Origin of the sequence: Pseudomonas sp. BRG-100 (assembly GCF_000737955.1) — a bacterium.
Taxonomy (GTDB): Bacteria; Pseudomonadota; Gammaproteobacteria; order Pseudomonadales; family Pseudomonadaceae; genus Aquipseudomonas; species Aquipseudomonas synxantha_A.
Genome location: NZ_JPRX01000001.1, coordinates 5,384,231 through 5,406,661, shown reverse-complemented (window position 1 = coordinate 5,406,661; position 22,431 = coordinate 5,384,231). Strand labels below are relative to the sequence as shown.

The following is a 22,431-nucleotide window of genomic DNA, read 5'->3' as shown; positions in this document are numbered from 1 at the left end:
GTTATCCCGCTCAATCAAAGGCGCCATTGAGTACTTCGTAGATGATGCCGCTGGCGATGGCGACCAGAATCAAATCGGTTCCCGCTTGCTGCCATTCATAACCGTCGTAGTGAGGCAGCCGCCCCAGCAGGCGACCATCGAGTTTCTTGGCGATACCGGGCGGCAGCCGCTTGCCGCGCGCCAGGTTCTTCTGGATCCCCGGCGGCAATGCAGGCCCCGGGCTCCAGTAATCGCGATAACCGACGAGCACATTCAATACGCTCCCTCGGTCAACGCTGGGGCCGTGACCACCTGAGCCGCCCTTGCCCTTGGGCTTGTCGTAGGCCTGCCCTGCGGGGTTATTGCCTTTGTTATTGCCCTGCCCCTGACCGCCCTTGTTACCCTGGCCCTGCCCCCCTTGGTTATTACCCTGCCCCTTGCCGTTACCGGGATCGGCAAAGGCAAGACCGCTACCCGCAAACAGCGCGAGGGACAACACGACAGATACGAACTTCGGGTACTTGATCATGATGGTTTTCCAAGGTGGATACGCCTGTGAACTATAGTCGAAGTTGCCCCACGAATGACTCCATTCACAGCCCGACCGTCAGCTCACCTGCCCGCCTGTTTCCCGCACATCCGTTTCGGTTAGCCAGGCCGTCGAGACCGCCAGTCGCAAGGCCTCAACCAAAGGCGGCTGGTCGGCCGGCGGCGCGCTCGGCACATGGATAAACCCACTGCGCACCCCGGCCTCGACCAGCCGGTGCTGCAAAAGGTAGAACACCTGATTGCACACGAACGTGCCCGCCGTTTGCGAAACGGCAGCCGCCACCCCCACGTCACGCAGTGCCTTGACCATGGCCTTGATCGGCAATGTCGAGAAGTATGCAGCCGGGCCACCGGCTACCACTGGCGTATCAATCGGTTGCTGCCCGAGGTTGTCGGGGATGCGTGCGTCATTGATATTGATCGCTACACGCTCGATAGACATCTCGCTGCGCCCGGGCGCCAGGCCGGTGGCAATCACCATTGCCGGGTTCAACTCGCTGATCAATCGGCTCAGGTGTTCACCCGCCGTGGCAAATGCACAGGGCAGGCAATGCGCGACAATGCGTACACCCTCGCCCAGTTGCACGCCATCCAACTGGCGTGCAGCTTCCCATGACGGGTTCACAAGGTCGTTATCAAAGGGCTCGAAACCCGTCAACAGTACGGTTTGCATAGTGACCTCACATCAACAGATAAAGCAGCACGATATTGACCACCAGCATCATCAGCGCCGTGGGTATCTGCGCCTTGATCACCGCGTTCTTGTCGGGCAACTCCAGCAACGCCGCCGGCACGATATTGAAGTTGGCCGCCATCGGCGTCATCAACGTGCCGCAGTAACCGGAAAACATACCGATCGCCGCCATCACCGCAGGGTTGCCGCCATAAATCCCTACCAGCACCGGCACGCCGACGCCGCCAGTCATCACAGGGAAAGCCGCAAAACCATTGCCCATGATCACCGTAAACAGGGCCATGCCCAGTACATAGACCATCACCGCCACCAGCTTGTAGTCCAGGTTGATGTAGGTGGTGGTGACGTGGGCGACTGCCGTGCCCACCCCGGCCTCGTTGAACAACAATCCGAGCATCGCCAGCATCTGCGGCAACACCATGGCCCAGCCCAGGGCTTCAGTCAGGCGACGGGATTCGCGCAGGGCTTGTACCGGCGTATCGCGGGTCAGCCAGCAGGCCAGGCCCAGAGCAATCAGGCAGCCGATGCCGAGCGAGACGAAGGTGGTGTTCTTCGGGTCCAACAACGGTACACCGCCAATTTCGGTGTGCTTGAGCAATACCGAGCCAATCACCGTAGTCAACGGAATCGCCAAGGCCGGGATAAACAACTTGTGGCCCAGGCGCCCGGCGCTGGCGCGGGACGCCTTTACGTGCAATTCGGCGTGCTGGCCGCGACCAACGCCACCCAAGCCGGCGATCAACGCCATCACCACCACACCGATGCCGATGGCCACCGAGGGCAGACGCTCCCCCACCAGGAACGGAATGGCGAACAACAACCAGAACAGCGCGCTGGACCAGCGTTTGGGATGGGTGCGATCGAGCAGGATCATGCCCGCAGTGATCAGCAACAGAACACCGGCGAGCCAATAAAGGTATTGAATGGAAATGATCATTGAGCAGCCTCCACGGACGTGTTGGCCGGACTCATTTCGCGGGTCAATCGTCGATCAAAGCGATGCAGCCGGATCGCATGAATGATGAACGCACAAATCGCCGTCGGAATGCCCCACACCGCGATGTGCAGCGGCTCCACATCAATCCCCGAGCCCAACAGGAAGGTGTGCATCAACGCAATCGCACCGAAGGCGACAAAAATATCCTCACCAAAAAACAGCCCGACGTTATCGGTGGCCGCACACATGGCCAAGACCTTGTGGCGCAGCTTGTCTGGCAGCTTGCCGTAGCGTTTTTCCGCTGCACCTTCGGCCATCGGCGCCAACAGTGGCCGCACCATTTGCGGATGCCCACCCAGGCTGGTCAGCCCCATGGCCGCCGTGGACTCACGCACAAACAGATAAATGATCAACAAGCGCCCGACCGTTGCCCGCTCAAAGCGCGCGATCCAGTTCTGCGCGTGCAGGCGCAGGCCATGGCGCTCCAACAGGCCAATCACCGCCAGCGGCAATAAAAGAATCAATTGCAGGGCACGAGTCTGAAGGAAACCATCGCCCATGGTGGCGAGAATTTTTTCCAGCGGGAACTGGGCGGCAAGCCCGGTGGCGATGGCGGCGGCGGTGACCACCAACAGCGGATTGAAGCGCAATACAAAGCCGACCACGATGACAAGCACGCCGATCAGCGGCCATAGGTTCACAACTGTTTGCATGGCACAGAGGTCCTTTAGTGCGCGCTGCGGCGCCATAACAGCAGGATGTGGGCAAAGGGCTCACAGCTTGGAAGTGGCGTGCAGTCGGCTCGGTTTTTTTATTGTTGACCCGGAAGGTCGAGCGTCAGTGGCGGCAACTTTGCTGTCTGGAGACCGGGAGTGTCCAACAAGAAAAATTGTTGCTGCACACCAATAAATTTTGTGGGGGGATGGCGCCGACGGTCGGGCGCTATCAGGAGAAAGCGTCCAGGCCTCAAGGGGAAAGTCGCGCAGCCAACCTGATGAGGAGCTCAAAATCGTTCAACCGTGTAGATTCTCAATCAGAACCTATACTCCATCATGCAGCTGTGTGTACCTGCAGTTCGTTCACGGTGTTATACCGACAATGAGGGCTCGCGCTATGTATGCCGGACAAATGAGTGATATGGCGACCACGTTTGGCGAAATACGCTGCCAGGTGTTCGTCCAGATAATTTGCCTGCTGTCGGTGGCTACGCTGTTCTGCTGATCGAGCGTTCAAACCCCTGAATACACGCCTTGAGCCGTGTAGGGATGGCTATTGCCCAAATTCCAGACAACAAAAAAGGGCCCACCTTTCGGTGAGCCCTTCCAGACCGCCCAGCAGAGCGGATTTTGTTTGGTAGGCGCGATTGGACTCGAACCAACGACCCCCACCATGTCAAGGTGGTGCTCTAACCAACTGAGCTACGTGCCTGCTGTGAGGCGGCATTCTACGGAATTCCGGAGGGGTGTCAACATCTTTTTTGCAGCTAAGCCTATGAATATGCGAATTTTTTATTTATGCCGGGTACACCTGGGATTTCCGGGTGGCTGGCAGGCAATTTTCAACTCAGGTAGGATCGCCGCACTCGTAAAAAATATAAAACAGAGGTTCCAGGATGGCGAACACCCCCTACCCCCAGTCCTATTACGCCGCTTCCGCGAATGCAGCCCCACCTCGCCCGACGCTGCAAGGTGAGGTCGAAACCGATGTCTGTGTGATTGGTGCCGGCTACACCGGGCTTTCCAGCGCGCTGTTTTTGCTGGAGAACGGCTTTCGCGTCACGGTACTGGAAGCCGCCAAGGTGGGTTTTGGTGCCTCGGGTCGTAATGGCGGGCAGATCGTCAATAGCTACAGCCGTGATATCGATGTGATCGAGCGCAGTGTCGGGCCCAGACAGGCTCAGTTGCTGGGGCAGATGGCCTTTGAAGGCGGCAAGATCATTCGTGAGCGCGTGGCTAAATACCAGATCCAGTGCGACTTGAAGGACGGCGGTGTATTTGCCGCACTCAACAGCAAGCACATGGGTCATCTGGAATCGCAGAAGCGCCTGTGGGAGCGCTACGGCCATACGCAGCTGGAATTGCTCGACGAACGCCGCATCCGCGAAGTGGTGGCCTGTGACAACTATGTGGGCGGTTTGCTGGACATGAGCGGCGGGCATATCCACCCGCTCAACCTGGCACTGGGCGAAGCGGCGGCCGTGGAATCCCTGGGCGGTACGATTTATGAGCAATCGGCAGCGGTGCGCATCGAGCGCGGCGCCAACCCTGTGGTACACACCGCCGAAGGCAGGGTCCGGGCCAAATTCATTATCGTTGCCGGTAACGCTTACCTGGGCAACCTGGTGCCGGAGCTGGCGGCCAAGTCGATGCCATGCGGTACCCAAGTGATCACCACCGCACCCCTTGGCGATGAATTGGCCAAGACGCTGTTGCCGCAGGATTACTGTGTCGAAGACTGCAACTACCTGCTCGACTACTACCGCCTCACCAGTGACAAGCGCCTGATCTTCGGCGGCGGCGTGGTGTATGGCGCGCGGGACCCGGCGAATATCGAGGCAATCATCCGGCCAAAAATGCTCAAGGCATTCCCGCAACTCAAAGACGTGAAGATCGACTACGCCTGGACCGGCAATTTCCTGCTGACCCTGTCGCGCCTGCCCCAGGTCGGCCGTCTTGGCGACAACATCTATTACTCACAAGGCTGTAGCGGCCATGGCGTGACGTACACGCACCTGGCAGGCAAAGTACTAGCGGAGGCATTGCGCGGGCAGGCTGAGCGTTTTGATGCGTTTGCGGACTTGCCGCATTACCCGTTCCCGGGCGGGCAGATGTTGCGCACGCCGTTTGCAGCGCTGGGGGCTTGGTACTACGGGTTGCGCGATAAATTCGGAATGTAAACACATCCGGTGTGAGAGCGACTTGCTCACTCCCACACCGGCTGTACGCTTCATACGCTGCCGTCAATGCGCCTTGTGTTCGACGGAAGGCGCCTCGGCTTGCAGCTTCTGCACATCGCCTACGGCCAGCTCAGCCGATTGGCCGCCCCAACCTTGACGCAGGTAATTGAGCAGATCAGTCACCTGTTGCGCACTGAGCTTCTCGGAAAACCCCGGCATCGGTTGCATGTGCTCGAACCCGGAAAATTTCTGCTCTCCAATACCGTCCTCGATCACACGCAGCAGGTTGCGCGGGTCTTCCAGTCGCAACGTGGTGTTGCCGCGCATGGCCACCGCGATGTGCGGCTTGCCTTCGCCACCTGCGGCGTGGCAACCGGCGCAGACGTTCAGGTATTCCTGGCGGCCGCGCTGAGCGCTCTGGCTGAGTTTATCCACCGGCACGTCGACCAGCGCTTTGGCGGCTGGCGGGTTATCGCCCAGCAGGAACGTGGCCATCGCGGCCAGATCCTGATCGCTCAGGCCCTGGGTGCTGTTGTGGAACACCGGGAACATCTCGTTGAACATCGTGCCCTGGGCGCTCATGCCGTGCTTGAGGAATGTGGCCAGGTCCTGTTCATTCCAACCGCGCGCAGCCAGGTCAGTGGCGAGCAGGCTGGGCGCCAGGTAACCATTGAGGATGCCGCCGGTCAGGCGCTTGTCCAGCTCCATCGCGCCCGGCAGGCCGCGTGGCGTGTGGCATTCGCCGCAGTGACCAAGCACTTCGACCATGTACTGGCCGCGTTTCCAGGCTTCGCTTTTACCTTCGGTCGGCTCCAGTTTCAGCGCTTTGCCGTACAGCACATTCCAGCCCATCAGGCCCAGGCGCACGTTGAACGGAAAGCTCAGGCTCGTCACCGGCGCTGCACGTTCGATCGGCTCGATGGTTTTGAGGTACGCATGAATCGCATCCGAATCTTCGCGCGGCATCAGGTGGTAGGAGGTGTACGGCATCGCCGGGTACAGATTCGCTCCGTCGCGACGCTTGCCTTGCGTCAGCGCAGCGAAGAACTCGTCATCATTGTACAAGCCGATGCCGTGCTCTTTGCTCGGCGTGATGTTGGTGCCGTAGATCGTGCCGAACGGCGAGACGATCGGCAGCCCGCCCGCAAACGGCGCGCCGCCCGCGGCAGTGTGGCACGCCATGCAGTCGGCGGCGCGGGCGAGGTATTCGCCGCGCTTGACCTGATCATCGGCATGAGCAAACAGCACCGGCGCAGCCAGGCCGACCGCCAGGGTCATTCGGGTCAGAAAAAGCTTCATGCTCAACCCTCCTTGACCAGGCCGAGATCGGTCAGCACGTTGCGGGTAGCGTTGTAATAACGCACGTATCCAGTGCAACGGCAGACGTGATGCCCAAGGCTGTCCTCGATGACTTGTTCCAGTTTGCTGTGTACGGTCGGCTGACGTTGCAGCTTTTCCACCAGCACGGTCGCTGCGTTGACGAAGCCCGGCGCGCAGTAGCTGCACTGGAACGCAAACTCATCCACGAAGCGCTGCTGGATCGGGTTCAGTTCGATAACCTGCCCCGACTCATCGCGCTTGGCGTGGGATTCGATGGTGCGCACTCGCTTGCCTTCAAAGTAATGCGCGCCGGTGATGCAAGTGCGCACTTCTTCGCTGGTGCCGTCCGGGTTGTCGACGATGACCACGCAAGCGTGGCAAATACCCTGGCCGCAGCCAAGACGCGAGCCAGTGAGGTTTTTGTATTCGTGCAGGTAGTCGATCATCGGCAGGTCATCAGGGATGTCCACTGGGCCGACGGATTGACCATTGAGGGTCAGTTGAAGCGGACGGTTAGGCATTGAGGGCTTCCTTGATGCGCGCAGCAGTGATTGGCAGGTCGCGAACACGTTTACCGATGGCGTGCGCCACGGCATTACCGATGGCCCCGACGATCGGGATCATCACCACTTCAGCGATACCCTTGGATGGATCGCTCGGCGACAGCGCCGGCAAAATCTCCGACGTCTGTTTCCACACGGCAACGTGACGCGCCATCGGCAGACGGTAACGGTTGAAGTTCCAGTCACCCTCCCCCGGCCCGCCTTCATACAGCGGCATTTCCTCCATCAATGCGTGGCCGATGCCCATGGCGACACCGCCCTCAAGCTGACCTTTGACTAACTCCTCAACCAACACGCGACCGCACTCGATCCACGAATGGTGATTGAGCACCTCCACCTGCGCCGAGCCCTTGTTGACCTTCAGCTCGACCAATGTGGCGACCGGGCTGTAGTAAGTCACGGCAGCGTTGTTCAACTGCGTCGCGGGGTAGCTGATGTTCTGGCGATCCAGCAGATGGAAGCCGGCAGTGCTCATCAGCGCCTGCTTGGCTTTTGGCGCGCCGTCGCCGTACTTCACGGCCAGGCCGTCGAGCGGCAGGCGCTCACGCACGCCGTCGATGCTGTATTCAGCCTCGGCCCAACTCCAGCGGTTGAAACCGTGCACAGTGGCCGCGGTGACCAGGCCGCGCTCGTGGGCACGCTTGGCCAATTCTTCAAAACTGAGCGGCTGCATGCCGTTGGCGGTGAGCTTGCCGTCGACCCAATGCGCGTCTTCGCGGCGCACCACATACGGGTTGGCCTGACCGCCGAACGGGCCCTGACGCCAGATCTCCAGCGCCGCCGGCCACAAACCATGGTTGAACAGCACGCGCGCCGCTTCACGGGTGGCGTGGCTGAAGTAGTACGCCGAGTTGGTGGCCGAAGATGCCGAAGCGAGCTTGCCCACCCAGCGCGGGTTGCGCAGCAGATTGTCCTGCTCGGCCTGGCTCATGATGTAAGGGTTGCCGCTGGTGATCAGCTGCATTTCCTTCCACTCTGTTTCGCCGGTCTTCACTTCGTGTGCCGGGCTGCCAAGGAAATCGGCAACGACCAGCGATTGCGAGGTAGACATACCGGTGCCGATTTCGATACCGATATGACGCAGGCTGATGCGACCGTCAGCGCTGAATTCGATACTGGCCATCGGTGCTTCGGAACCAGTGCCAAAGTCTTTCTGGCAGATAGCGAAACCCACGCCGTACCAGTTATCCGGGTCCGCGGCTTCGCGTTGTTGCTTGATCGCGTCGCGGTTTTTCCAGACCTCGTGCACAGAGGCTTTGTCGAGGATTTCGTGCAGGCGCAACGCACCGGCAGGAATGGCGCCCTGGGTGTTTTTCATGCCCGAACGCAGTGCGTTCTTGCGGCGCAACTCGATAGCATCCACACCGAGACGACCGGCGATTTCGTCGACCATCATTTCCGTCGCGGCCATGCTTTGCAGGGTGCCGTAACCACGCATCGAACCGGCTTCAACGCCCCGCGAGTGATACGCGGTGACTTGCAGGTCGTTCTGCGGCATGTAGTAGATCGACTGTGCGGCCGTGGCGCCTACTGCGGCGACCGAGGGGCTGTAGTTGATCCGGCCACCGCCGTCGACGCTCATGTCGGCGAGGAAGATCTTGAAGCTGTGATCGTTCTTGTCGACAGCCAATTGGTAACGAATGTCGAACGGATGACGCTTGATGCCACTCTGGAACTGCTCGTAACGGTCATTGGCCAGACGCACCGGCACGCCGGCGCCGTACAACGCCGCGAGGGCGGCGTAGTAGACAAAGATGTTGTGGTCTTTGGAGCCGTACCCCACGGTGTAACCGGGGTGCATGTTCAGGTTGGCCAGGCCGAAGCGCGACGGCGAGATCATTTTCGCAGTCTCGGTGGCCACCTCCAACGGGCACTGGGTGGCCACCACGAAGTGCAGGGTCTTGGTTGCCGGATCGTACCAACCGTTGCCGTTGTCCGGCTCCATGGCGGCCGGCTCGATTGACGGGGTCTTGTAGCGCTCGTCGAACACCAGCCAGTTGTCCGGCGGTGTGTTGATCTGACTCTTCATGCGGTCGGCGTAGAACAGACCGCGCTCGGTCAGGTTGCCGCGCAGATTCGGTTGTGAGTTCCATACCGGGCGACGGTTTTTCAGCATCGGAAACAGAATCGAATCCTTGAGGCTGGCAAATTCGTCTTCATCGGCCGAGGTGGGGCCGCCAACGCGCACATAGCGGAAGCTACCGTAAGGGTCGCCTTCGTAGTACGGCACTTTGGCGCCGTAACGAATCGCCTTGTCGTTGAATTTGAGTTTGTTCTTGGCCTGGCGGAAACGCTCGAAATCGTTCCAGATCAGGATCGCCACCGGGTGACCGATAAACATCGGCACCTTGCCTTCAGGCAGCAGCGGATCCGGAGCATGCTCCTCGGGGAAAACAATACCGTCCTTGTCCAGATCGGCAGCGGTGACGATACGATCCGGCTGCAGATCGGCGCCGAGCCACGCCAAGTCGTAGCCCGCATAAATATGGTCGGCCTTGATGGTTTTCAGCAGCATGGCGTGACCTTGCTGCACGGGCCAGCCGGGCATGTCCTTGGAGCGGATATCGCGGGCGAAGACTTTGCTGCCGCACACTTTGGACAACGCATCGTTACGCTGGCGCGCCTTGCCGTTATTGCCCAGCCATTTTTCGGACGGCACGGTAACGCTGTTTTCCATCAGGGCAGCCAGCGCCTGGGTGCTCAGCGGTGTCAGCGTGACGCTCACACCCGCCACCAGGCCGCCCTGGAGGAACGAGCGCCGGGTTATTTCACGGTTGGACATGGATCATCCTCTGAGCGGTTATAAATCCGCCCTTATGGTTAAGTACACCGAATATCGAGACTTGCAGAAGCCTTTTTACGACGAATCAAAAGGCCATGATGACAGTGCAAAGTTGACCGAAGGGTTAACTTTAAAGGTTTCTGCGCCTGCGGCAAATAACCACATTGAAATTTTTTGACACAACAACGCAAAACGGCCGACAAGATCGAGACGATCTGTCAGCCGCTTGCCTATAAATGAGGACGATGTCACAAACACCATGACGTTTTTTCAAACGCCAGACACAAAAAACCCCGGTCTTTCGACCAGGGTCTTTGCTATCGGATCAAGTCAGCCAGTGGCTTTCTTGTGCTTCAAGGCGTTCAGTGGGCCTTGAGGCAGATATGGCGCAGCGGACGGGACTCGAACCCGCGACCCCCGGCGTGACAGGCCGGTATTCTAACCGACTGAACTACCGCTGCGTATCGCTTGGCTGATTGAGCGTAAACCCTCAACCACCTTTAAACATCTGATCAATCAACCTGGGTTGTTCAATCTCAAGCTCGACACATCGAACCTGGAAAATATGGCGCAGCGGACGGGACTCGAACCCGCGACCCCCGGCGTGACAGGCCGGTATTCTAACCGACTGAACTACCGCTGCGCGTCGGTGCAACCTTTAAAGTTGCGTCTTGCCACAAGTGCAAGACTCTCAAGAAGTGGTGGGTGATGACGGGATCGAACCGCCGACCCTCTGCTTGTAAGGCAGATGCTCTCCCAGCTGAGCTAATCACCCTTTGCTTCGTTGAGGCCGCGAAATTTACGCAGATAGCGGACCTAAGTCAATAGCCTGCTTGAAGTTTTTCTGAAAAAGACAAAATCACTTCAAGACGGCTAACCGTCCTACTCGCTGTAAATCATCTTCTTGCTCATGCCACCGTCCACTACAAACTCTTGCCCGGTGACAAACCCGGCCTGACGCGACAGCAACCAGGCCACCATCGCCGCCACGTCCTCTACCGTACCGACCCTGCCCGCCGGATGCTGGGCATGATCAGCATCGGTGAGCGGCTCCGCACGGCGTGCAGCAGGATCACGCGCATCAATCCAGCCAGGGCTGACCGCATTGACCCGAACCTCTGGCCCCAGGCTCATGGCCAAGGCGTGAGTCAGGGCCAGCAAGCCACCCTTGCTCGCCGCGTAAGCTTCGGTATCCGGCTCCGATTGACGGGCCCGGGTCGATGCCAGGTTGACGATCGCACCGCCGTGGGCGCGCAGGTACGGCGCGCAATGCTTGGCCAACAGCATCGGCCCGCCGAGGTTCACCGCCAGCACGCGATTCCAGTACGCCAGATCGAGGCTTTCCAGGGTGATATTGCGCGGGTCAGCCACGGCGGCATTGCAGACCAGCGCGTCGAGTCGCCCGAACTGCCCCAACACCTCGGCAACCCCCTGGGCCACTTGCTTCTCGTCGGCCACGTCCATGGTGATGAACCAGGCGTTATCACCCAGCACCTTGGACACCTTGGCGCCGCGCTCGCGGTCAAGGTCGGTCAACACCACCTGCCAGCCTTCGCTGATCAGCCACGCGGCAATCCCCAGGCCAATGCCCCGCGCCGCGCCCGTTACCAGCGCAACGCGTCCGTTACTGGCCGCTGCGGCCTCCATGGACCACTCGATCACAAGGCCGCCAGCCCGCGGGCCAGGTCTGCCTGCAAGTCTGCTACATCTTCCAGACCCACCGCGATGCGGATCAGGCTGTCACGGATACCGGCCGCTTCACGCTCCTGCGGCGCCAGGCGCCCGTGGGAGGTGGTGCTCGGGTGAGTGATGGTGGTCTTGCTGTCACCCAGGTTGGCGGTAATGGAGATCAAGCGCGTCGCATCGATAAAGCGCCAGGCGCCGTCTTTGCCGCCCTTGACTTCGAAACTCACCACCGCACCAAAACCACGCTGCTGGCGCTGGGCCAAGGCGTGTTGCGGGTGGCTCTTGAGGCCAGCGTAGTGCACCTTCTCGATACCATCCTGCTGCTCCAGCCACTCGGCCAGGGCCTGGGCGTTGGCGCAATGGGCTTTCATGCGCAGGCTGAGGGTTTCCAGGCCCTTGAGGAAGATCCATGCGTTGAACGGGCTCAGGGTCGGGCCGGCGGTACGCAGGAAGCCCACCACTTCCTTCATCTGCTCGCTGCGCCCAGCCACCACGCCGCCCATGCAACGGCCCTGGCCGTCGATGAACTTGGTTGCCGAGTGCACCACGATGTCTGCACCCAGCTTCAGCGGTTGCTGCAAGGCCGGGGTACAGAAGCAGTTATCCACCACCAGCATCGCACCCTTGGCGTGGGCGACTTCGGACAGCGCAGCGATGTCGACCAACTCGGCCAGCGGGTTCGACGGCGATTCGACGAACAGCAGCTTGGTATTGGCCTTGATCGCCGCATCCCAGCCGGACAAATCCGCCAGGGGCACGTAATCCACTTCGATACCGAAGCGCTTGAAGTACTTCTCGAACAGGCTGATGGTCGAGCCGAACACGCTGCGCGACACCAGCACATGGTCGCCAGCGCTGCACAGGCTCATCACCACCGCCAGGATGGCCGCCATGCCGGTCGCGGTCGCCACAGCCTGCTCAGCGCCCTCCAGGGCCGCGATACGCTCTTCGAACGCGCGCACGGTCGGGTTGGTGTAGCGCGAGTACACGTTGCCCGGCACCTCACCGGAAAAACGCGCCGCAGCGTCGGCCGCCGTGCGGAACACGTAGCTTGAGGTGAAGAACATCGGGTCACCGTGCTCCCCTTCCGGGGTGCGGTGCTGGCCGGCGCGCACAGCCAGGGTATCGAAAGCTACGCCATCGAGGTCGCTGTCCAACCGACCGGCATCCCATTCCTGACTCATGCTGCGACTCCTTACTCAATACGTTATTTAAGATACAAAACCGGCCCCTCAGGGCCGGTGTCTACTCAGTTGTTGTACAGGTCGATGATCGCGCTGACCGCCTGGGTCTTGATCTTGGACGAGTCGTTACGCGCCTGCTCGATCTTGTTCAGGTAAGCCTCGTCGACATCTCCGGTCACGTACTTGCCGTCGAACACGGCGCAGTCGAACTGCTCGATCTTGATCTTGCCCCCGCCAACCGCTTCGATCAGGTCCGGCAGGTCCTGGTAGATCAGCCAGTCGGCGCCGATCAGGTCGGCCACGTCCTGGGTCGAACGATTATGCGCAATCAGCTCATGGGCGCTCGGCATGTCGATACCGTACACGTTCGGGTAACGCACCGCAGGCGCCGCAGAACAGAAGTACACGTTCTTCGCCCCGGCTTCGCGGGCCATCTGGATGATCTGCTTGCAGGTGGTGCCGCGTACGATGGAGTCGTCCACCAGCATCACGTTCTTGCCGCGGAACTCAAGCTCGATGGCGTTGAGCTTCTGACGCACCGATTTCTTGCGCGCAGCCTGGCCGGGCATGATGAACGTACGGCCGATGTAGCGGTTCTTGACGAAGCCTTCGCGGAACTTGACGCCCAGGTGGTTGGCCAGCTCCAGCGCAGCGGTACGACTGGTGTCCGGAATCGGGATAACCACATCGATGTCGTGCTCTGGACGCTCGCGCAGGATCTTCTCGGCCAGCTTCTCGCCCATGCGCAGACGCGCCTTGTAGACCGACACACCGTCGATGATCGAGTCGGGACGCGCCAGGTAGACGTGCTCGAAGATGCACGGGGTCAGCTTCGGCGCAACGGCGCACTGGCGGGTGTGCAGCTTGCCGTCTTCGGTGATGTAGACAGCCTCGCCCGGCGCCAGGTCGCGGATCAGGGTGAAGCCCAGTACATCCAGGGACACGCTTTCGGACGCGATCATGTACTCGACGCCTTCGTCGGTGTGACGCTGGCCGAACACAATCGGGCGGATGCCGTGGGGGTCGCGGAAACCGACGATGCCGTACCCGGTGATCATCGCCACCACGGCATAACCACCGACGCAACGGTTGTGCACGTCGATCACGGCAGCAAACACGTCTTCTTCGGTCGGCTGCAGCTTGCCGCGCTGGGCCAGTTCGTGGGCGAACACGTTGAGCAGCACTTCCGAGTCGGAACTGGTGTTGACGTGGCGCAGGTCAGATTCGTAGATCTCCTTGGCCAGCTGTTCAACGTTGGTCAGGTTACCGTTGTGCGCCAGGGTGATGCCGTAAGGCGAGTTGACGTAGAACGGTTGAGCTTCGGCCGAAGTCGAGCTACCGGCAGTCGGGTAGCGCACATGGCCAATGCCCATGTGCCCGACGAGGCGCTGCATGTGACGCTGATGGAACACGTCACGCACCAGGCCATTGTCCTTGCGCAGGAATAACCGGCCGTCGTGGCTGGTCACAATACCGGCAGCGTCCTGGCCGCGGTGCTGGAGGACGGTTAGCGCGTCATACAGCGCCTGATTGACGTTCGACTTACCGACGATACCGACGATGCCACACATGCGACGCAACCCCTACTTAATGAATCTTGACTGAACACAGCTTACTGAGGCGTTTGCGCCGGCAAGAGGTGTTCCTTGAACGGAAGATCAGCGGGTACGCTGATTCCGCTGGCCAGCCACTGACTGCTCCACCCCAATATGAGGTTCTTGGACCAATCTGCAACCAATAGAAATTTTGGCACGAGTACAGACTCCTGCCACCACGAATCCTGCTGTACCGGCCCCAGGCTCAACAGCCCGACCGCCACGACCACCAGCAACGCGCCACGCGCGGCACCGAAGGCCATGCCGAGAAATCGATCGGTCCCGGAGAGGCCGGTGACACGTATCAATTCGCCAATAAGATAATTGACCATTGCCCCCACCAGCAGCGTGGCGATGAACATGATGGCGCAGCCCGCGATGACGCGAGCCGAAGGTGTCTCTATGTACCCGGCCAGGTAGACCGACAGTGAACCACCGAACATCCAGGCTACGACTCCTGCGATGATCCAGGTCAGCAACGACAGTGCTTCTTTTACAAAGCCGCGGCTCAGACTGATCAAAGCGGAGATGGCGACGATTGCAACGATCGCCCAATCAACCCAGGTAAATGGCACAGTGCAGCCTACGTACGGATAAGGCGGCGCATTTTAGCAGAGCGCCGGGCTATCGGTAAGCGGTGATTGCGGCTGCTTTGCAAATCAATAGATTGGGCAGTGTGAACGCCATTTCAAGCCCACCATAAACCAATGTGGGAGGGGGCTTGCTCCCGATTGAAGTGTGTCAGTATCAGATGTACTGACTGACCCACCGCTATCGGGAGCAAGCCCCCTCCCACACTTAGATTGCGTTAATGCCTGCTTGAATCAGCCGCGCTCCGGCTGGAAGCGCACCACAAACCCATTGAGGTTCTGCTGGCGACCCAGCAAATCGCGCAGGCGATCAGCCTCGGCGCGCTCGATCAGCGGCCCGACAAACACACGATTCTTGCCATCGGCGCTGCGGATGTAAGCGTTATAACCCTGGGCACGCAGCTTTTTCTGCAAGGCGTCGGCACTTTCGCGATTGGCCAGGCTGGCGAGCTGGATCGACCAACTGATCGGCAGGCCATTGGGATCAATGCGGCTCTGGCCCACATCCGGTTTACCCGGCGCAGCAGGCTGCGGCGCCACAGGCTTGGGCGTTGGCGCCGGTGCAGGCGGTTTGGCAGCGACAGCCGGTGCCGGCGTCGGCTTGACCACCGGCACACTTGGCTGCACCGGCATCGAAGGAGCCGGTTGCGTGGCGACCTCCTCCTCGACAGGTACAGGTTCTTCCGGCAACGCCTGAGGCTCGGGCACCACCACCGGCTCGACCTGAACCTGGGGCACCACCGGCGCCTGGGGCGCAGCGGGCGCTTCAACCACCACCTGGCGCTGCTCGTCCTGACGGGAAAACAGCATCGGCAGGAAGATGACTGCCAACGCCACCAATACCAGGGCTCCAACCATTCGCTGCTTGTATGCGCTATCCAGTAATGCCATGTGCAGCTTCCTCCGTGGAGCGCCGGGCCAGCCATTCGAGCGCCTCGGCAACACAATAAAATGATCCGAACAACAGGATTTCGTCCTCTGCCGTAGCCACCGCACACTGCGCTTCAAGGGCGGCAGTGATGCTTGCATACGACGTCACGGGCGCGCCAAGGTTCTGCAAGGCGGTCTGCAGCTCAACCGCCGGCCGGCTGCGCGGCGTATCCAGCGGCGCAACAGCCCAAGACTGAACACTGCCAAGCAACGGCGCAACCACCCCATCCAGATCCTTGTCGGCCAACAGCCCGAACACCGCCAGTCGACGGCCGGCCGGTAGCGTGCGTGCCAGGCGCTGCGCCAAATAGTGAGCCGCATGGGGGTTGTGCCCCACATCCAACAACAGGTTCAGGCGCTTGCCTTGCCAGTCGAGCACCCGACGATCCAGGCGCCCCACCACTTTCGTCGCCCGCAGGGTTGCGCCGATCTGCTCGGCATCCCACGGCAGATCCAGCAGCAAATAGGCTTGCAGCGCGAGCGCAGCGTTTTCCATCGGCAGGTTCAGCAGCGGCAAATCAAGCAGCTCGACCACCTTGCCACGGGCATCACGCCCGCGCCATTGCCAATGGGTCGCACCGATATCGAGATTGAATTCACGGCCGCGCAGGTAGAACGGGCAATCCAGCTCGCGCACCTTGTCCAGCAAAGGTTGCGGCGGATCCAGGTCGCCACACAGCGCCGGCCTGCCTGGACGGAAGATCCCGGCCTTTTCATAGGACACGGACTCGCGGGTATTGCCCAGGTAGTCGGCATGATCAACACCGATGCTGGTGACCAGCGCCAGGTCGGCATCCACCACGTTGACCGTATCCAGGCGCCCGCCGAGGCCGACTTCCAGTACGACCACATCCAGTTGCGCACGCTCAAACAGCCAGAACGCCGCCAGGGTGCCCATCTCGAAATAGGTCAGGGAAATATCGCCACGCCCGGCATCCAGGGCAGCGAAGGCTGCGCACAACTGCTCGTCCGTGGCTTCGACGCCATTGAGCTGTACCCGCTCGTTGTAGCGCAGCAGGTGCGGCGAGCTGTACACGCCGACCTTCAGGCCCTGGGCCTGCAACAGCGCCGCGACAAAGGCACAGGTGGAGCCCTTGCCATTGGTGCCGGTCACCGTGATCACACGCGGTGCCGGCTGGCCCAACCCGAGGCGGGCCGCTACCTGTTGCGAGCGCTCCAGGCCCATGTCGATGGCGGACGGATGCAACTGCTCAAGGTAGGCGAGCCATTCGCCCAGGGTACGTTGGGTCATAGGTTTGCAGGCACCGGCGGCACGACGATTGGCTCGACTTTAGGCGCGACGTACACAGGCGTCGGCAGGCCCATCATTTGCGCCAGCAGGTTACCCAGACGTGGACGCAGTTCGCCACGCGGGATGATCAGGTCGATAGCACCGTGCTCCAGCAGGAACTCGCTGCGCTGGAAGCCTTCCGGCAGCTTCTCGCGCACGGTTTGCTCGATCACACGCGGGCCGGCAAAACCGATCAGCGCCTTGGGCTCGCCGACGATCACATCGCCGAGCATCGCCAGGCTGGCGGAAACGCCGCCGTAGACCGGGTCGGTCAGTACCGAGATGAACGGAATGCCTTCTTCGCGCAGACGCGCCAGTACCGCCGAGGTCTTGGCCATTTGCATCAGGGAGATCAGCGCTTCCTGCATACGCGCACCACCGGAGGCGGCGAAGCAGATCATCGGGCAACGGTTTTCCAGGGCGTAGTTGGCCGCACGCACAAAGCGCTCACCGACGATGGCGCCCATGGAACCGCCCATGAAGGAAAACTCGAAGGCCGAGACCACCACCGGCATGCCCAGCAGCTTGCCGCTGACCGAGATCAGCGCGTCCTTCTCGCCGGTCTGCTTCTGCGCACCGACCAGACGGTCCTTGTACTTCTTGCTGTCGCGGAACTTGAGACGGTCGACCGGCTCCAGGTCAGCGCCCAGTTCGTTGCGGCCATCGGCATCCAGGAAGATGTCGATGCGCGCGCGCGCGCCGATACGCATGTGGTGATTGCACTTGGGGCAAACATCCAGGGTCTTTTCCAGCTCCGGGCGGTACAGCACCGCGTCGCAGGACGGGCACTTGTGCCACAGACCTTCAGGAACCGAGCTTTTCTTCACCTCGGAACGCATGATCGAAGGGATCAGTTTGTCTACTAACCAGTTGCTCATGCTTTCTTTCTCCAGTACCGGTGGCTTGAACACAGCCCCGCGTATGCCCTTGAGCTAAATTCATATGTGGCGATGATGCCTGCGGGACGGGGTCAGACGTTGGACCTGCCATTTCCCGCCTGCATCCTCAGCCTTCCAGACAACCTGCCAGCGCAGGGTTGCCACTTCATTTCCGGGCCACCCACAGGCGGCGCCGGGCTGTTTTACACAGTGGTAGTTATGGACGGCGGCAGACTGCCAGCCGTCACATCCCGCCACTGCTGTTGCGCACGGCCTGCATGAATGCGCGAATCCTGTTGTGATCCTTGATGCCCTTGCCCTGCTCCACCCCACCGCTGACGTCCACGGCATACGGCCGCACCTGCTCGATGGCAGCCCCGACGTTCACAGGGTTGAGCCCACCGGCCAGTATGATCGGCTTGCTCAACCCTTCGGGAATCAGCGACCAATCGAACGCCTCACCCGTACCACCCGGTACGCCTTCGACGTAGGTGTCGAGCAGGATCCCGCGAGCGCCGATATACGCGGCACACGCCGCGGCGATATCGTCGCCCGTCTTGACCCGCAACGCCTTGATGTACGGGCGCTGATAACTCTCACACTCATCAGGCGTTTCATCGCCATGGAACTGCAGCATGTCCAGCGGCACCGCATCCAGGGTTTCATTGAGTTCGCAGCGACTGGCGTTGACGAACAAGCCCACAGTGGTCACGAAAGGCGGCAGCGCCGCAATGATGGCCCGCGCCTGCAGCACATTCACCGCGCGCGGGCTTTTGGCATAAAACACCAGACCGATGGCATCGGCCCCTGCCTCGACTGCCGCCAGCGCGTCTTCTATGCGGGTAATCCCGCAAATCTTGCTGCGAACGGCTGACATGTCGTAGGAACCTCAGGGTTGGACCGAGAAAGTCCCGGATGTTAACAAAAGCTTTTCCGGGCGTCAGCCGCCAAGTTCACTGAAACCTGTGAGGAAGTGTGGCCCGATAAAGCGTTCCGGCAACTGGAACTCGTCGCGGTACTCCACATCCACCAAATACAGGCCAAATGGGTGCGCCGTGACGCCGCCCGTGCGACGAATGCGGCTTTCCAGCACTTCCCTGGCCCACTCAACCGGGCGCTCGCCGGTGCCGATGGTCATCAGCACGCCGGCAATGTTGCGCACCATGTGATGCAGGAACGCTCCGGCGCGAATATCCAGCACGATCATCTTGCCGTGGCGAGTGACCCGCAGGTGGTGAACTTCCTTGATCGGCGACTTGGCCTGGCACTGGCCGGCGCGGAAGGCGCTGAAGTCATGCACGCCCACCAGGTGCTGCGCGGCCTCGGCCATGCGCTCGGCATCCAGTGGGCGGTGGTTCCAGGTAATTTCTTCATTGAGATGCGCGGGGCGGATCTGATCGTTGTAGATCACGTAACGGTAACGCCGGGCGATGGCCTTGAAGCGTGCATGAAAATGCGCCGGCATGACCTTGGCCCAGCTCACACTCACGTCGTGGGGCAAATTGATATTCGCCCCCATCACCCACGCCTTCATCGACCGCTCGGCCTGGGTGTCGAAGTGCACCACCTGGCCACACGCGTGTACGCCAGCGTCGGTACGCCCGGCGCACATCAGCGACACCGGTGAGTCAGCGACTTTGGACAGGGCGTTTTCGAGGGTTTCCTGCACCGTCAGCACGCCGGAGGCCTGACGCTGCCAGCCGCGATAGCGCGAGCCTTTGTATTCCACGCCCAGGGCGATGCGGTAAAAGCCGGCGGCCGCCATTTCGGCGGCCGCGTTATCTATATTTGCCAAGAACTGAGAGCCTGATGAGTTGCGCAAAGGCGGGCATTATAAAGGCGTCGGATGCCTGACGGGCGTTTTGTTATGGATCGATGCCAAACAAATGTGGGAGGGAGCAAGTCGAATCGTCGCACCGCCCCCCCACACTGTTACAGCGCCTGGCTTTAGATTCGGCCGAGCATTTCCTTGGCTTCGCCACGCTGGCCTTCATCGCCCTCGGTCAAAACCTCGGACAGAATATCCCGCGCGCCGTCCGCGTCGCCCATGTCGATATACGCCTGGGCCAGGTCCAACTTGGTGGCGACTTCATCCGTACCCGAGAGGAAATCGAAGTCCGGCTCATCATCACCGCCCAGCGCGGCATCCTCGGCCGTGAAGGTCGGCTCGATCGGCGGGTGCTCCAGGCTCTGGGACAATCGGTCCAACTCGGCATTGACGTCGTCCAGTTCCGAGGCAAACGCATCGGGCTTGGCTGCCGGGGCCGTCGGCTCATCAGCCAGGGACAGGTCAAAGTCTTCCGGCAACTCGAATTCGTCCAGCGCGGCAGGTGTCAGGGTGGGCGGCTCGACAGGCGGCACGTCCTTCATCTGCTCCTCAAGTCCCGAGAGGAAGTCGTCATCGGATTTCGACGCTGGCGGATCCAGTTGCAGGTCCAGATCAAAGTCCGAGAGATCCTGCGCATCGGCCTTGGCCTCAGTCTGTTGTTGCAGCAGCGCTTCAAAGGTTTGCTGGTCCCGGGCGATCTCGGCCGGCGAGGCAGCTTCCAGCTCATCCAGGCTAAGGTCAAAATCGTTGTCGAAGGTGTCCGCCGGCTCAGGCGCGGCCGGCTTGTCATCGAGCAAATCCTTGACGTACTGCGCATCGAGAGCCGCAGCAGCCACGGCGGCGCTGACGCCCGCTGCCAGCACGGCCATGGCCGGGAAGCGGCTCTTGAGCTGCTCGACCTGGGCGTGGTTCTCACCGTTGGCGACCAATTGCCGCTCCTGGGTGACGAAGCCGTCCTTGTCATTCTGCAGGCCGTAGACTTCCATCAGCTTCAAACGCAGGTCGCTGCGCTTGGGCTCATGCTTGATGGCTTGTTCAAGCACATCAGCCGCCTGGTTCAGGTGGCCGCGGTCGATATGGGACTGGGCCTGAGCCAATGCATCGCTGGAATTCTCCTGGGCAACAGCGACGGCCAGGGGTGCGAGCACGGAAGCGACAGTCGGCACGACAACCGGCTCAGCCACCGGGGCAGGCGCTGGCGCGGCGCCCAGCTTGACGCTCGGCGGTGGCACTTCAAGGCCTTCAAAACTGTCGGGCGGCAGGTCCTGGTCAATATTGGGCGTGAACTCAGGCTCTTCGGCCAGCGCTCGCGCCATGCGCAGATGCTTTTCCTCTTCGCGGCGGGCATTGCGATGGCGCGCCCACAGCAACAGAAGCAGCAGCACCACCAGGATGCCTGCCCCGCCAATGATGCCGAGGATAATAGGGTTGGTCAGCAAGTCATTGAACTTGCCTTCGGTGGTAGCAGGTGCCGCGACCGGCTTGGGCGGTTCAGCGGCGGGTGCAGGGGTTGCAGCGGGCGCCGCAGGCTCTGCTGCGGGCTCTGCTGCGGGCTCTGCTGCGGGCTCACCTGCCAGCTGCGCAGGGATTGCAGCCGTAGCCGGCTCACCGTTTTGCGCCTGCAAGCGAGCCAACTGGTCATTCTTCAACTGAATCAGCTTTTGCAACTTGTCCAACTGGCTTTGCAAGTCGGCGGCGCGGCTCTTCAGTTCTTCGTTATCGCGGCGGGTGGTGTCCAGCTCTTCCTGGGTCATCGCCAGCTTGTCGCTCAATGCACGGTTATCACCGGCCTTGCCCTTCGTACCTTGCTTGGCGGCTTCGGCCGAGACCAGGCTCAAGTTGTCCTTGGCCTGGGTGCTCGCCGGCGCATTGCCGGCCTGGGTACGCTTGGTCGCATCCAACTGCGCCTTGCCGGCCACTTGGCCCTTGGGGGTACGACGGCCCTGACGCCATGCGGCGTTCTGCGCGCTGACTTCGGCGATCGCTTGAGGCTGCGCCAGCGCCGTACTTTGCGTGACATCTGGCAGGCGCAGGACCTGGCCGGTTTTCAGGCGGTTGATATTGCCATCGATAAAAGCGTCAGGGTTGAGCGCCTGGATCGCCAGCATCGTCTGCTGGACCGAGGCGCCGTTACGATTCTTCGCGGCGATTTCCCACAAGGTGTCGCGGGACGTGGTGGTGTGCTGGGCGGGCGTGCCGGCGGCAGGTGCGGTAATGGCCGGCGCGCTGGCAGTCGGTGCCGGCTGGTCGAACTTGGCCGGGTCGAGCAGTACGCTGTAGTCACGCATCAAACGGCCATTGGGCCATTGCACCTGCAGCAGGAAACGCACATAGGAATCGGGCAGCGGCTTGCTGGAGGTCACGCGCACCACGCTGCGACCTTCGGGGTTGATCACCGGGGTGAACGTCAGGTCGTCGAGAAACGCCTGGCGGTCAACGCCCGCATCCACGAAGGCCTGGGCAGAAGCCAGGCTCGGAGTGATCTCGGCCGCCGTGAGGCCGCCCACATCACGCAATTCGATTTCCACCGACAGCGGCTGGTTCAACTTCGACTTGAGGGTCATCTCCCCAAGTTGCAGCGCCTGCGCCATACCGGAGGACAGCGCCGAGGCGGCCGCTATTGCTAACACCAGTTTGCGAACTTGAACCATAGCCTCATCCTTTGTTTGAACGCTCCCCGCCCTGCGAGAAGGTTGGTAACCGCTGCCATAAGGCATGGCGAGCCGATA

19 protein-coding genes and 4 tRNA genes are annotated in these 22,431 nt (G+C 61.0%); 2 read left to right on the top strand and 21 right to left on the bottom strand.

Annotated features, from left to right (window positions below):
- Positions 1-10: 10 nt before the first annotated feature.
- From JH25_RS03510 to JH25_RS03530, 5 genes are all read right to left on the bottom strand, one after another.
- On the bottom strand, positions 11-508 hold the full coding sequence (locus tag JH25_RS03510) for an anti-virulence regulator CigR family protein (RefSeq protein ID WP_032880269.1): 498 nt from the start codon (positions 506-508) through the stop codon (positions 11-13).
- A 78-nt stretch (positions 509-586) separates the two neighbouring features.
- A complete protein-coding gene (gene pcp, locus JH25_RS03515; protein WP_032880268.1) occupies positions 587-1,201 on the bottom strand; it encodes a pyroglutamyl-peptidase I in 615 nt (204 codons plus the stop codon).
- Positions 1,202-1,208: 7 nt separating this feature from the next.
- On the bottom strand, positions 1,209-2,159 hold the full coding sequence (locus JH25_RS03520) for a DUF979 domain-containing protein (protein WP_032880266.1): 951 nt from the start codon (positions 2,157-2,159) through the stop codon (positions 1,209-1,211).
- A complete protein-coding gene (locus JH25_RS03525) occupies positions 2,156-2,872 on the bottom strand; it encodes a DUF969 domain-containing protein (protein ID WP_032880264.1) in 717 nt (238 codons plus the stop codon). The genes JH25_RS03520 and JH25_RS03525 overlap by 4 nt, the downstream gene beginning before the upstream one ends.
- A gap of 638 nt (positions 2,873-3,510) precedes the next feature.
- A tRNA-Val gene (locus tag JH25_RS03530) sits at positions 3,511-3,587 on the bottom strand.
- Between the two features lie 184 nt (positions 3,588-3,771).
- On the opposite strand from JH25_RS03530, the gene JH25_RS03535 reads away from it, so the two are divergent.
- The gene (locus JH25_RS03535; protein ID WP_032880262.1) at positions 3,772-5,055 is read left to right on the top strand and encodes an NAD(P)/FAD-dependent oxidoreductase; all 1,284 of its coding nucleotides are present in this window, start codon (positions 3,772-3,774) and stop codon (positions 5,053-5,055) included.
- Between the two features lie 63 nt (positions 5,056-5,118).
- Here JH25_RS03535 and JH25_RS03540 read toward each other — a convergent pair whose 3' ends face one another.
- From JH25_RS03540 to JH25_RS03550, 3 genes are read right to left on the bottom strand one after another with little or no spacing between them, the layout of a single operon-like run.
- On the bottom strand, positions 5,119-6,354 hold the full coding sequence (locus JH25_RS03540; protein WP_032880259.1) for a c-type cytochrome: 1,236 nt from the start codon (positions 6,352-6,354) through the stop codon (positions 5,119-5,121).
- 2 nt (positions 6,355-6,356) lie between these two features.
- A complete protein-coding gene (locus tag JH25_RS03545) occupies positions 6,357-6,896 on the bottom strand; it encodes a (2Fe-2S)-binding protein (RefSeq protein WP_005789732.1) in 540 nt (179 codons plus the stop codon).
- Positions 6,889-9,720 carry a xanthine dehydrogenase family protein molybdopterin-binding subunit gene (locus tag JH25_RS03550; protein ID WP_032880256.1) on the bottom strand — a complete coding sequence of 944 codons (2,832 nt, stop codon included), beginning with the start codon at positions 9,718-9,720 and terminating at the stop codon, positions 6,889-6,891. The genes JH25_RS03545 and JH25_RS03550 overlap by 8 nt, the downstream gene beginning before the upstream one ends.
- Between JH25_RS03550 and JH25_RS03555 the strand changes: the two genes are divergently transcribed.
- Complete coding sequence (locus tag JH25_RS03555) at positions 9,719-9,898, top strand: hypothetical protein (RefSeq protein ID WP_032880254.1); 180 nt, start codon at positions 9,719-9,721, stop codon at positions 9,896-9,898. The two genes, JH25_RS03550 and JH25_RS03555, sit on opposite strands and share 2 nt — an antisense overlap.
- A gap of 206 nt (positions 9,899-10,104) precedes the next feature.
- Here the strand turns inward: JH25_RS03555 and JH25_RS03560 are convergent.
- From JH25_RS03560 to JH25_RS03620, 13 genes are all read right to left on the bottom strand, one after another.
- A tRNA-Asp gene (locus tag JH25_RS03560) sits at positions 10,105-10,181 on the bottom strand.
- 105 nt (positions 10,182-10,286) lie between these two features.
- Positions 10,287-10,363 (bottom strand) — tRNA-Asp (locus JH25_RS03565).
- Positions 10,364-10,419: 56 nt separating this feature from the next.
- Positions 10,420-10,495, bottom strand: a tRNA-Val gene (locus JH25_RS03570).
- A gap of 107 nt (positions 10,496-10,602) precedes the next feature.
- Entirely contained in the window at positions 10,603-11,367 is a 765-nt protein-coding gene (locus JH25_RS03575) for an SDR family oxidoreductase (protein WP_032880253.1), read from the bottom strand.
- 11 nt (positions 11,368-11,378) lie between these two features.
- Complete coding sequence (locus JH25_RS03580; protein ID WP_005789748.1) at positions 11,379-12,590, bottom strand: O-succinylhomoserine sulfhydrylase; 1,212 nt, start codon at positions 12,588-12,590, stop codon at positions 11,379-11,381.
- Positions 12,591-12,655: 65 nt separating this feature from the next.
- Positions 12,656-14,161, bottom strand: a complete 1,506-nt coding sequence (purF, locus tag JH25_RS03585) for an amidophosphoribosyltransferase (RefSeq protein WP_003192537.1) — start codon at positions 14,159-14,161, stop codon at positions 12,656-12,658.
- Between the two features lie 41 nt (positions 14,162-14,202).
- The gene (locus JH25_RS03590; RefSeq protein WP_005789751.1) at positions 14,203-14,760 is read right to left on the bottom strand and encodes a CvpA family protein; all 558 of its coding nucleotides are present in this window, start codon (positions 14,758-14,760) and stop codon (positions 14,203-14,205) included.
- A gap of 249 nt (positions 14,761-15,009) precedes the next feature.
- Positions 15,010-15,666: an SPOR domain-containing protein gene (locus JH25_RS03595; protein WP_032880251.1), complete on the bottom strand. Its 657-nt coding sequence runs from the start codon at positions 15,664-15,666 to the stop codon at positions 15,010-15,012.
- Positions 15,650-16,957: a bifunctional tetrahydrofolate synthase/dihydrofolate synthase gene (gene folC / locus JH25_RS03600; RefSeq protein ID WP_032880250.1), complete on the bottom strand. Its 1,308-nt coding sequence runs from the start codon at positions 16,955-16,957 to the stop codon at positions 15,650-15,652. Before folC ends, JH25_RS03595 begins: the two co-directional genes overlap by 17 nt.
- Positions 16,954-17,874: an acetyl-CoA carboxylase, carboxyltransferase subunit beta gene (gene accD / locus JH25_RS03605; protein ID WP_005789754.1), complete on the bottom strand. Its 921-nt coding sequence runs from the start codon at positions 17,872-17,874 to the stop codon at positions 16,954-16,956. Before accD ends, folC begins: the two co-directional genes overlap by 4 nt.
- 244 nt (positions 17,875-18,118) lie before the next feature.
- Positions 18,119-18,751 (bottom strand): phosphoribosylanthranilate isomerase, encoded by a 633-nt coding sequence (locus tag JH25_RS03610; RefSeq protein ID WP_032880248.1) that lies wholly within the window; start codon positions 18,749-18,751, stop codon positions 18,119-18,121.
- Positions 18,752-18,814: 63 nt separating this feature from the next.
- The gene (gene truA / locus JH25_RS03615; protein ID WP_005789756.1) at positions 18,815-19,639 is read right to left on the bottom strand and encodes a tRNA pseudouridine(38-40) synthase TruA; all 825 of its coding nucleotides are present in this window, start codon (positions 19,637-19,639) and stop codon (positions 18,815-18,817) included.
- Positions 19,640-19,821: 182 nt separating this feature from the next.
- Positions 19,822-22,353: a FimV/HubP family polar landmark protein gene (locus JH25_RS03620; RefSeq protein ID WP_032880247.1), complete on the bottom strand. Its 2,532-nt coding sequence runs from the start codon at positions 22,351-22,353 to the stop codon at positions 19,822-19,824.
- Between the last annotated feature and the right edge of the window lie 78 nt (positions 22,354-22,431).

Excerpts from the sequence above, each read along its gene's own strand:
- JH25_RS03510 (WP_032880269.1), bottom strand. The coding sequence starts at position 508 with ATGATCAAGTACCCGAAGTTCGTATCTGTCGTGTTGTCCCTCGCGCTG.
- pcp (WP_032880268.1), bottom strand. The coding sequence starts at position 1,201 with ATGCAAACCGTACTGTTGACGGGTTTCGAGCCCTTTGATAACGACCTT.
- JH25_RS03520 (WP_032880266.1), bottom strand. The coding sequence starts at position 2,159 with ATGATCATTTCCATTCAATACCTTTATTGGCTCGCCGGTGTTCTGTTG.
- JH25_RS03525 (WP_032880264.1), bottom strand. The coding sequence starts at position 2,872 with ATGCAAACAGTTGTGAACCTATGGCCGCTGATCGGCGTGCTTGTCATC.
- JH25_RS03535 (WP_032880262.1), top strand. The coding sequence starts at position 3,772 with ATGGCGAACACCCCCTACCCCCAGTCCTATTACGCCGCTTCCGCGAAT.
- JH25_RS03540 (WP_032880259.1), bottom strand. The coding sequence starts at position 6,354 with ATGAAGCTTTTTCTGACCCGAATGACCCTGGCGGTCGGCCTGGCTGCG.
- JH25_RS03545 (WP_005789732.1), bottom strand. The coding sequence starts at position 6,896 with ATGCCTAACCGTCCGCTTCAACTGACCCTCAATGGTCAATCCGTCGGC.
- JH25_RS03555 (WP_032880254.1), top strand. The coding sequence starts at position 9,719 with ATGGATCATCCTCTGAGCGGTTATAAATCCGCCCTTATGGTTAAGTAC.
- JH25_RS03550 (WP_032880256.1), bottom strand. The coding sequence starts at position 9,720 with ATGTCCAACCGTGAAATAACCCGGCGCTCGTTCCTCCAGGGCGGCCTG.
- JH25_RS03575 (WP_032880253.1), bottom strand. The coding sequence starts at position 11,367 with ATGGAGGCCGCAGCGGCCAGTAACGGACGCGTTGCGCTGGTAACGGGC.
- JH25_RS03580 (WP_005789748.1), bottom strand. The coding sequence starts at position 12,590 with ATGAGTCAGGAATGGGATGCCGGTCGGTTGGACAGCGACCTCGATGGC.
- purF (WP_003192537.1), bottom strand. The coding sequence starts at position 14,161 with ATGTGTGGCATCGTCGGTATCGTCGGTAAGTCGAACGTCAATCAGGCG.
- JH25_RS03595 (WP_032880251.1), bottom strand. The coding sequence starts at position 15,666 with ATGGCATTACTGGATAGCGCATACAAGCAGCGAATGGTTGGAGCCCTG.
- folC (WP_032880250.1), bottom strand. The coding sequence starts at position 16,957 with ATGACCCAACGTACCCTGGGCGAATGGCTCGCCTACCTTGAGCAGTTG.
- accD (WP_005789754.1), bottom strand. The coding sequence starts at position 17,874 with ATGAGCAACTGGTTAGTAGACAAACTGATCCCTTCGATCATGCGTTCC.
- JH25_RS03610 (WP_032880248.1), bottom strand. The coding sequence starts at position 18,751 with ATGTCAGCCGTTCGCAGCAAGATTTGCGGGATTACCCGCATAGAAGAC.
- truA (WP_005789756.1), bottom strand. The coding sequence starts at position 19,639 with ATGGCGGCCGCCGGCTTTTACCGCATCGCCCTGGGCGTGGAATACAAA.
- JH25_RS03620 (WP_032880247.1), bottom strand. The coding sequence starts at position 22,353 with ATGGTTCAAGTTCGCAAACTGGTGTTAGCAATAGCGGCCGCCTCGGCG.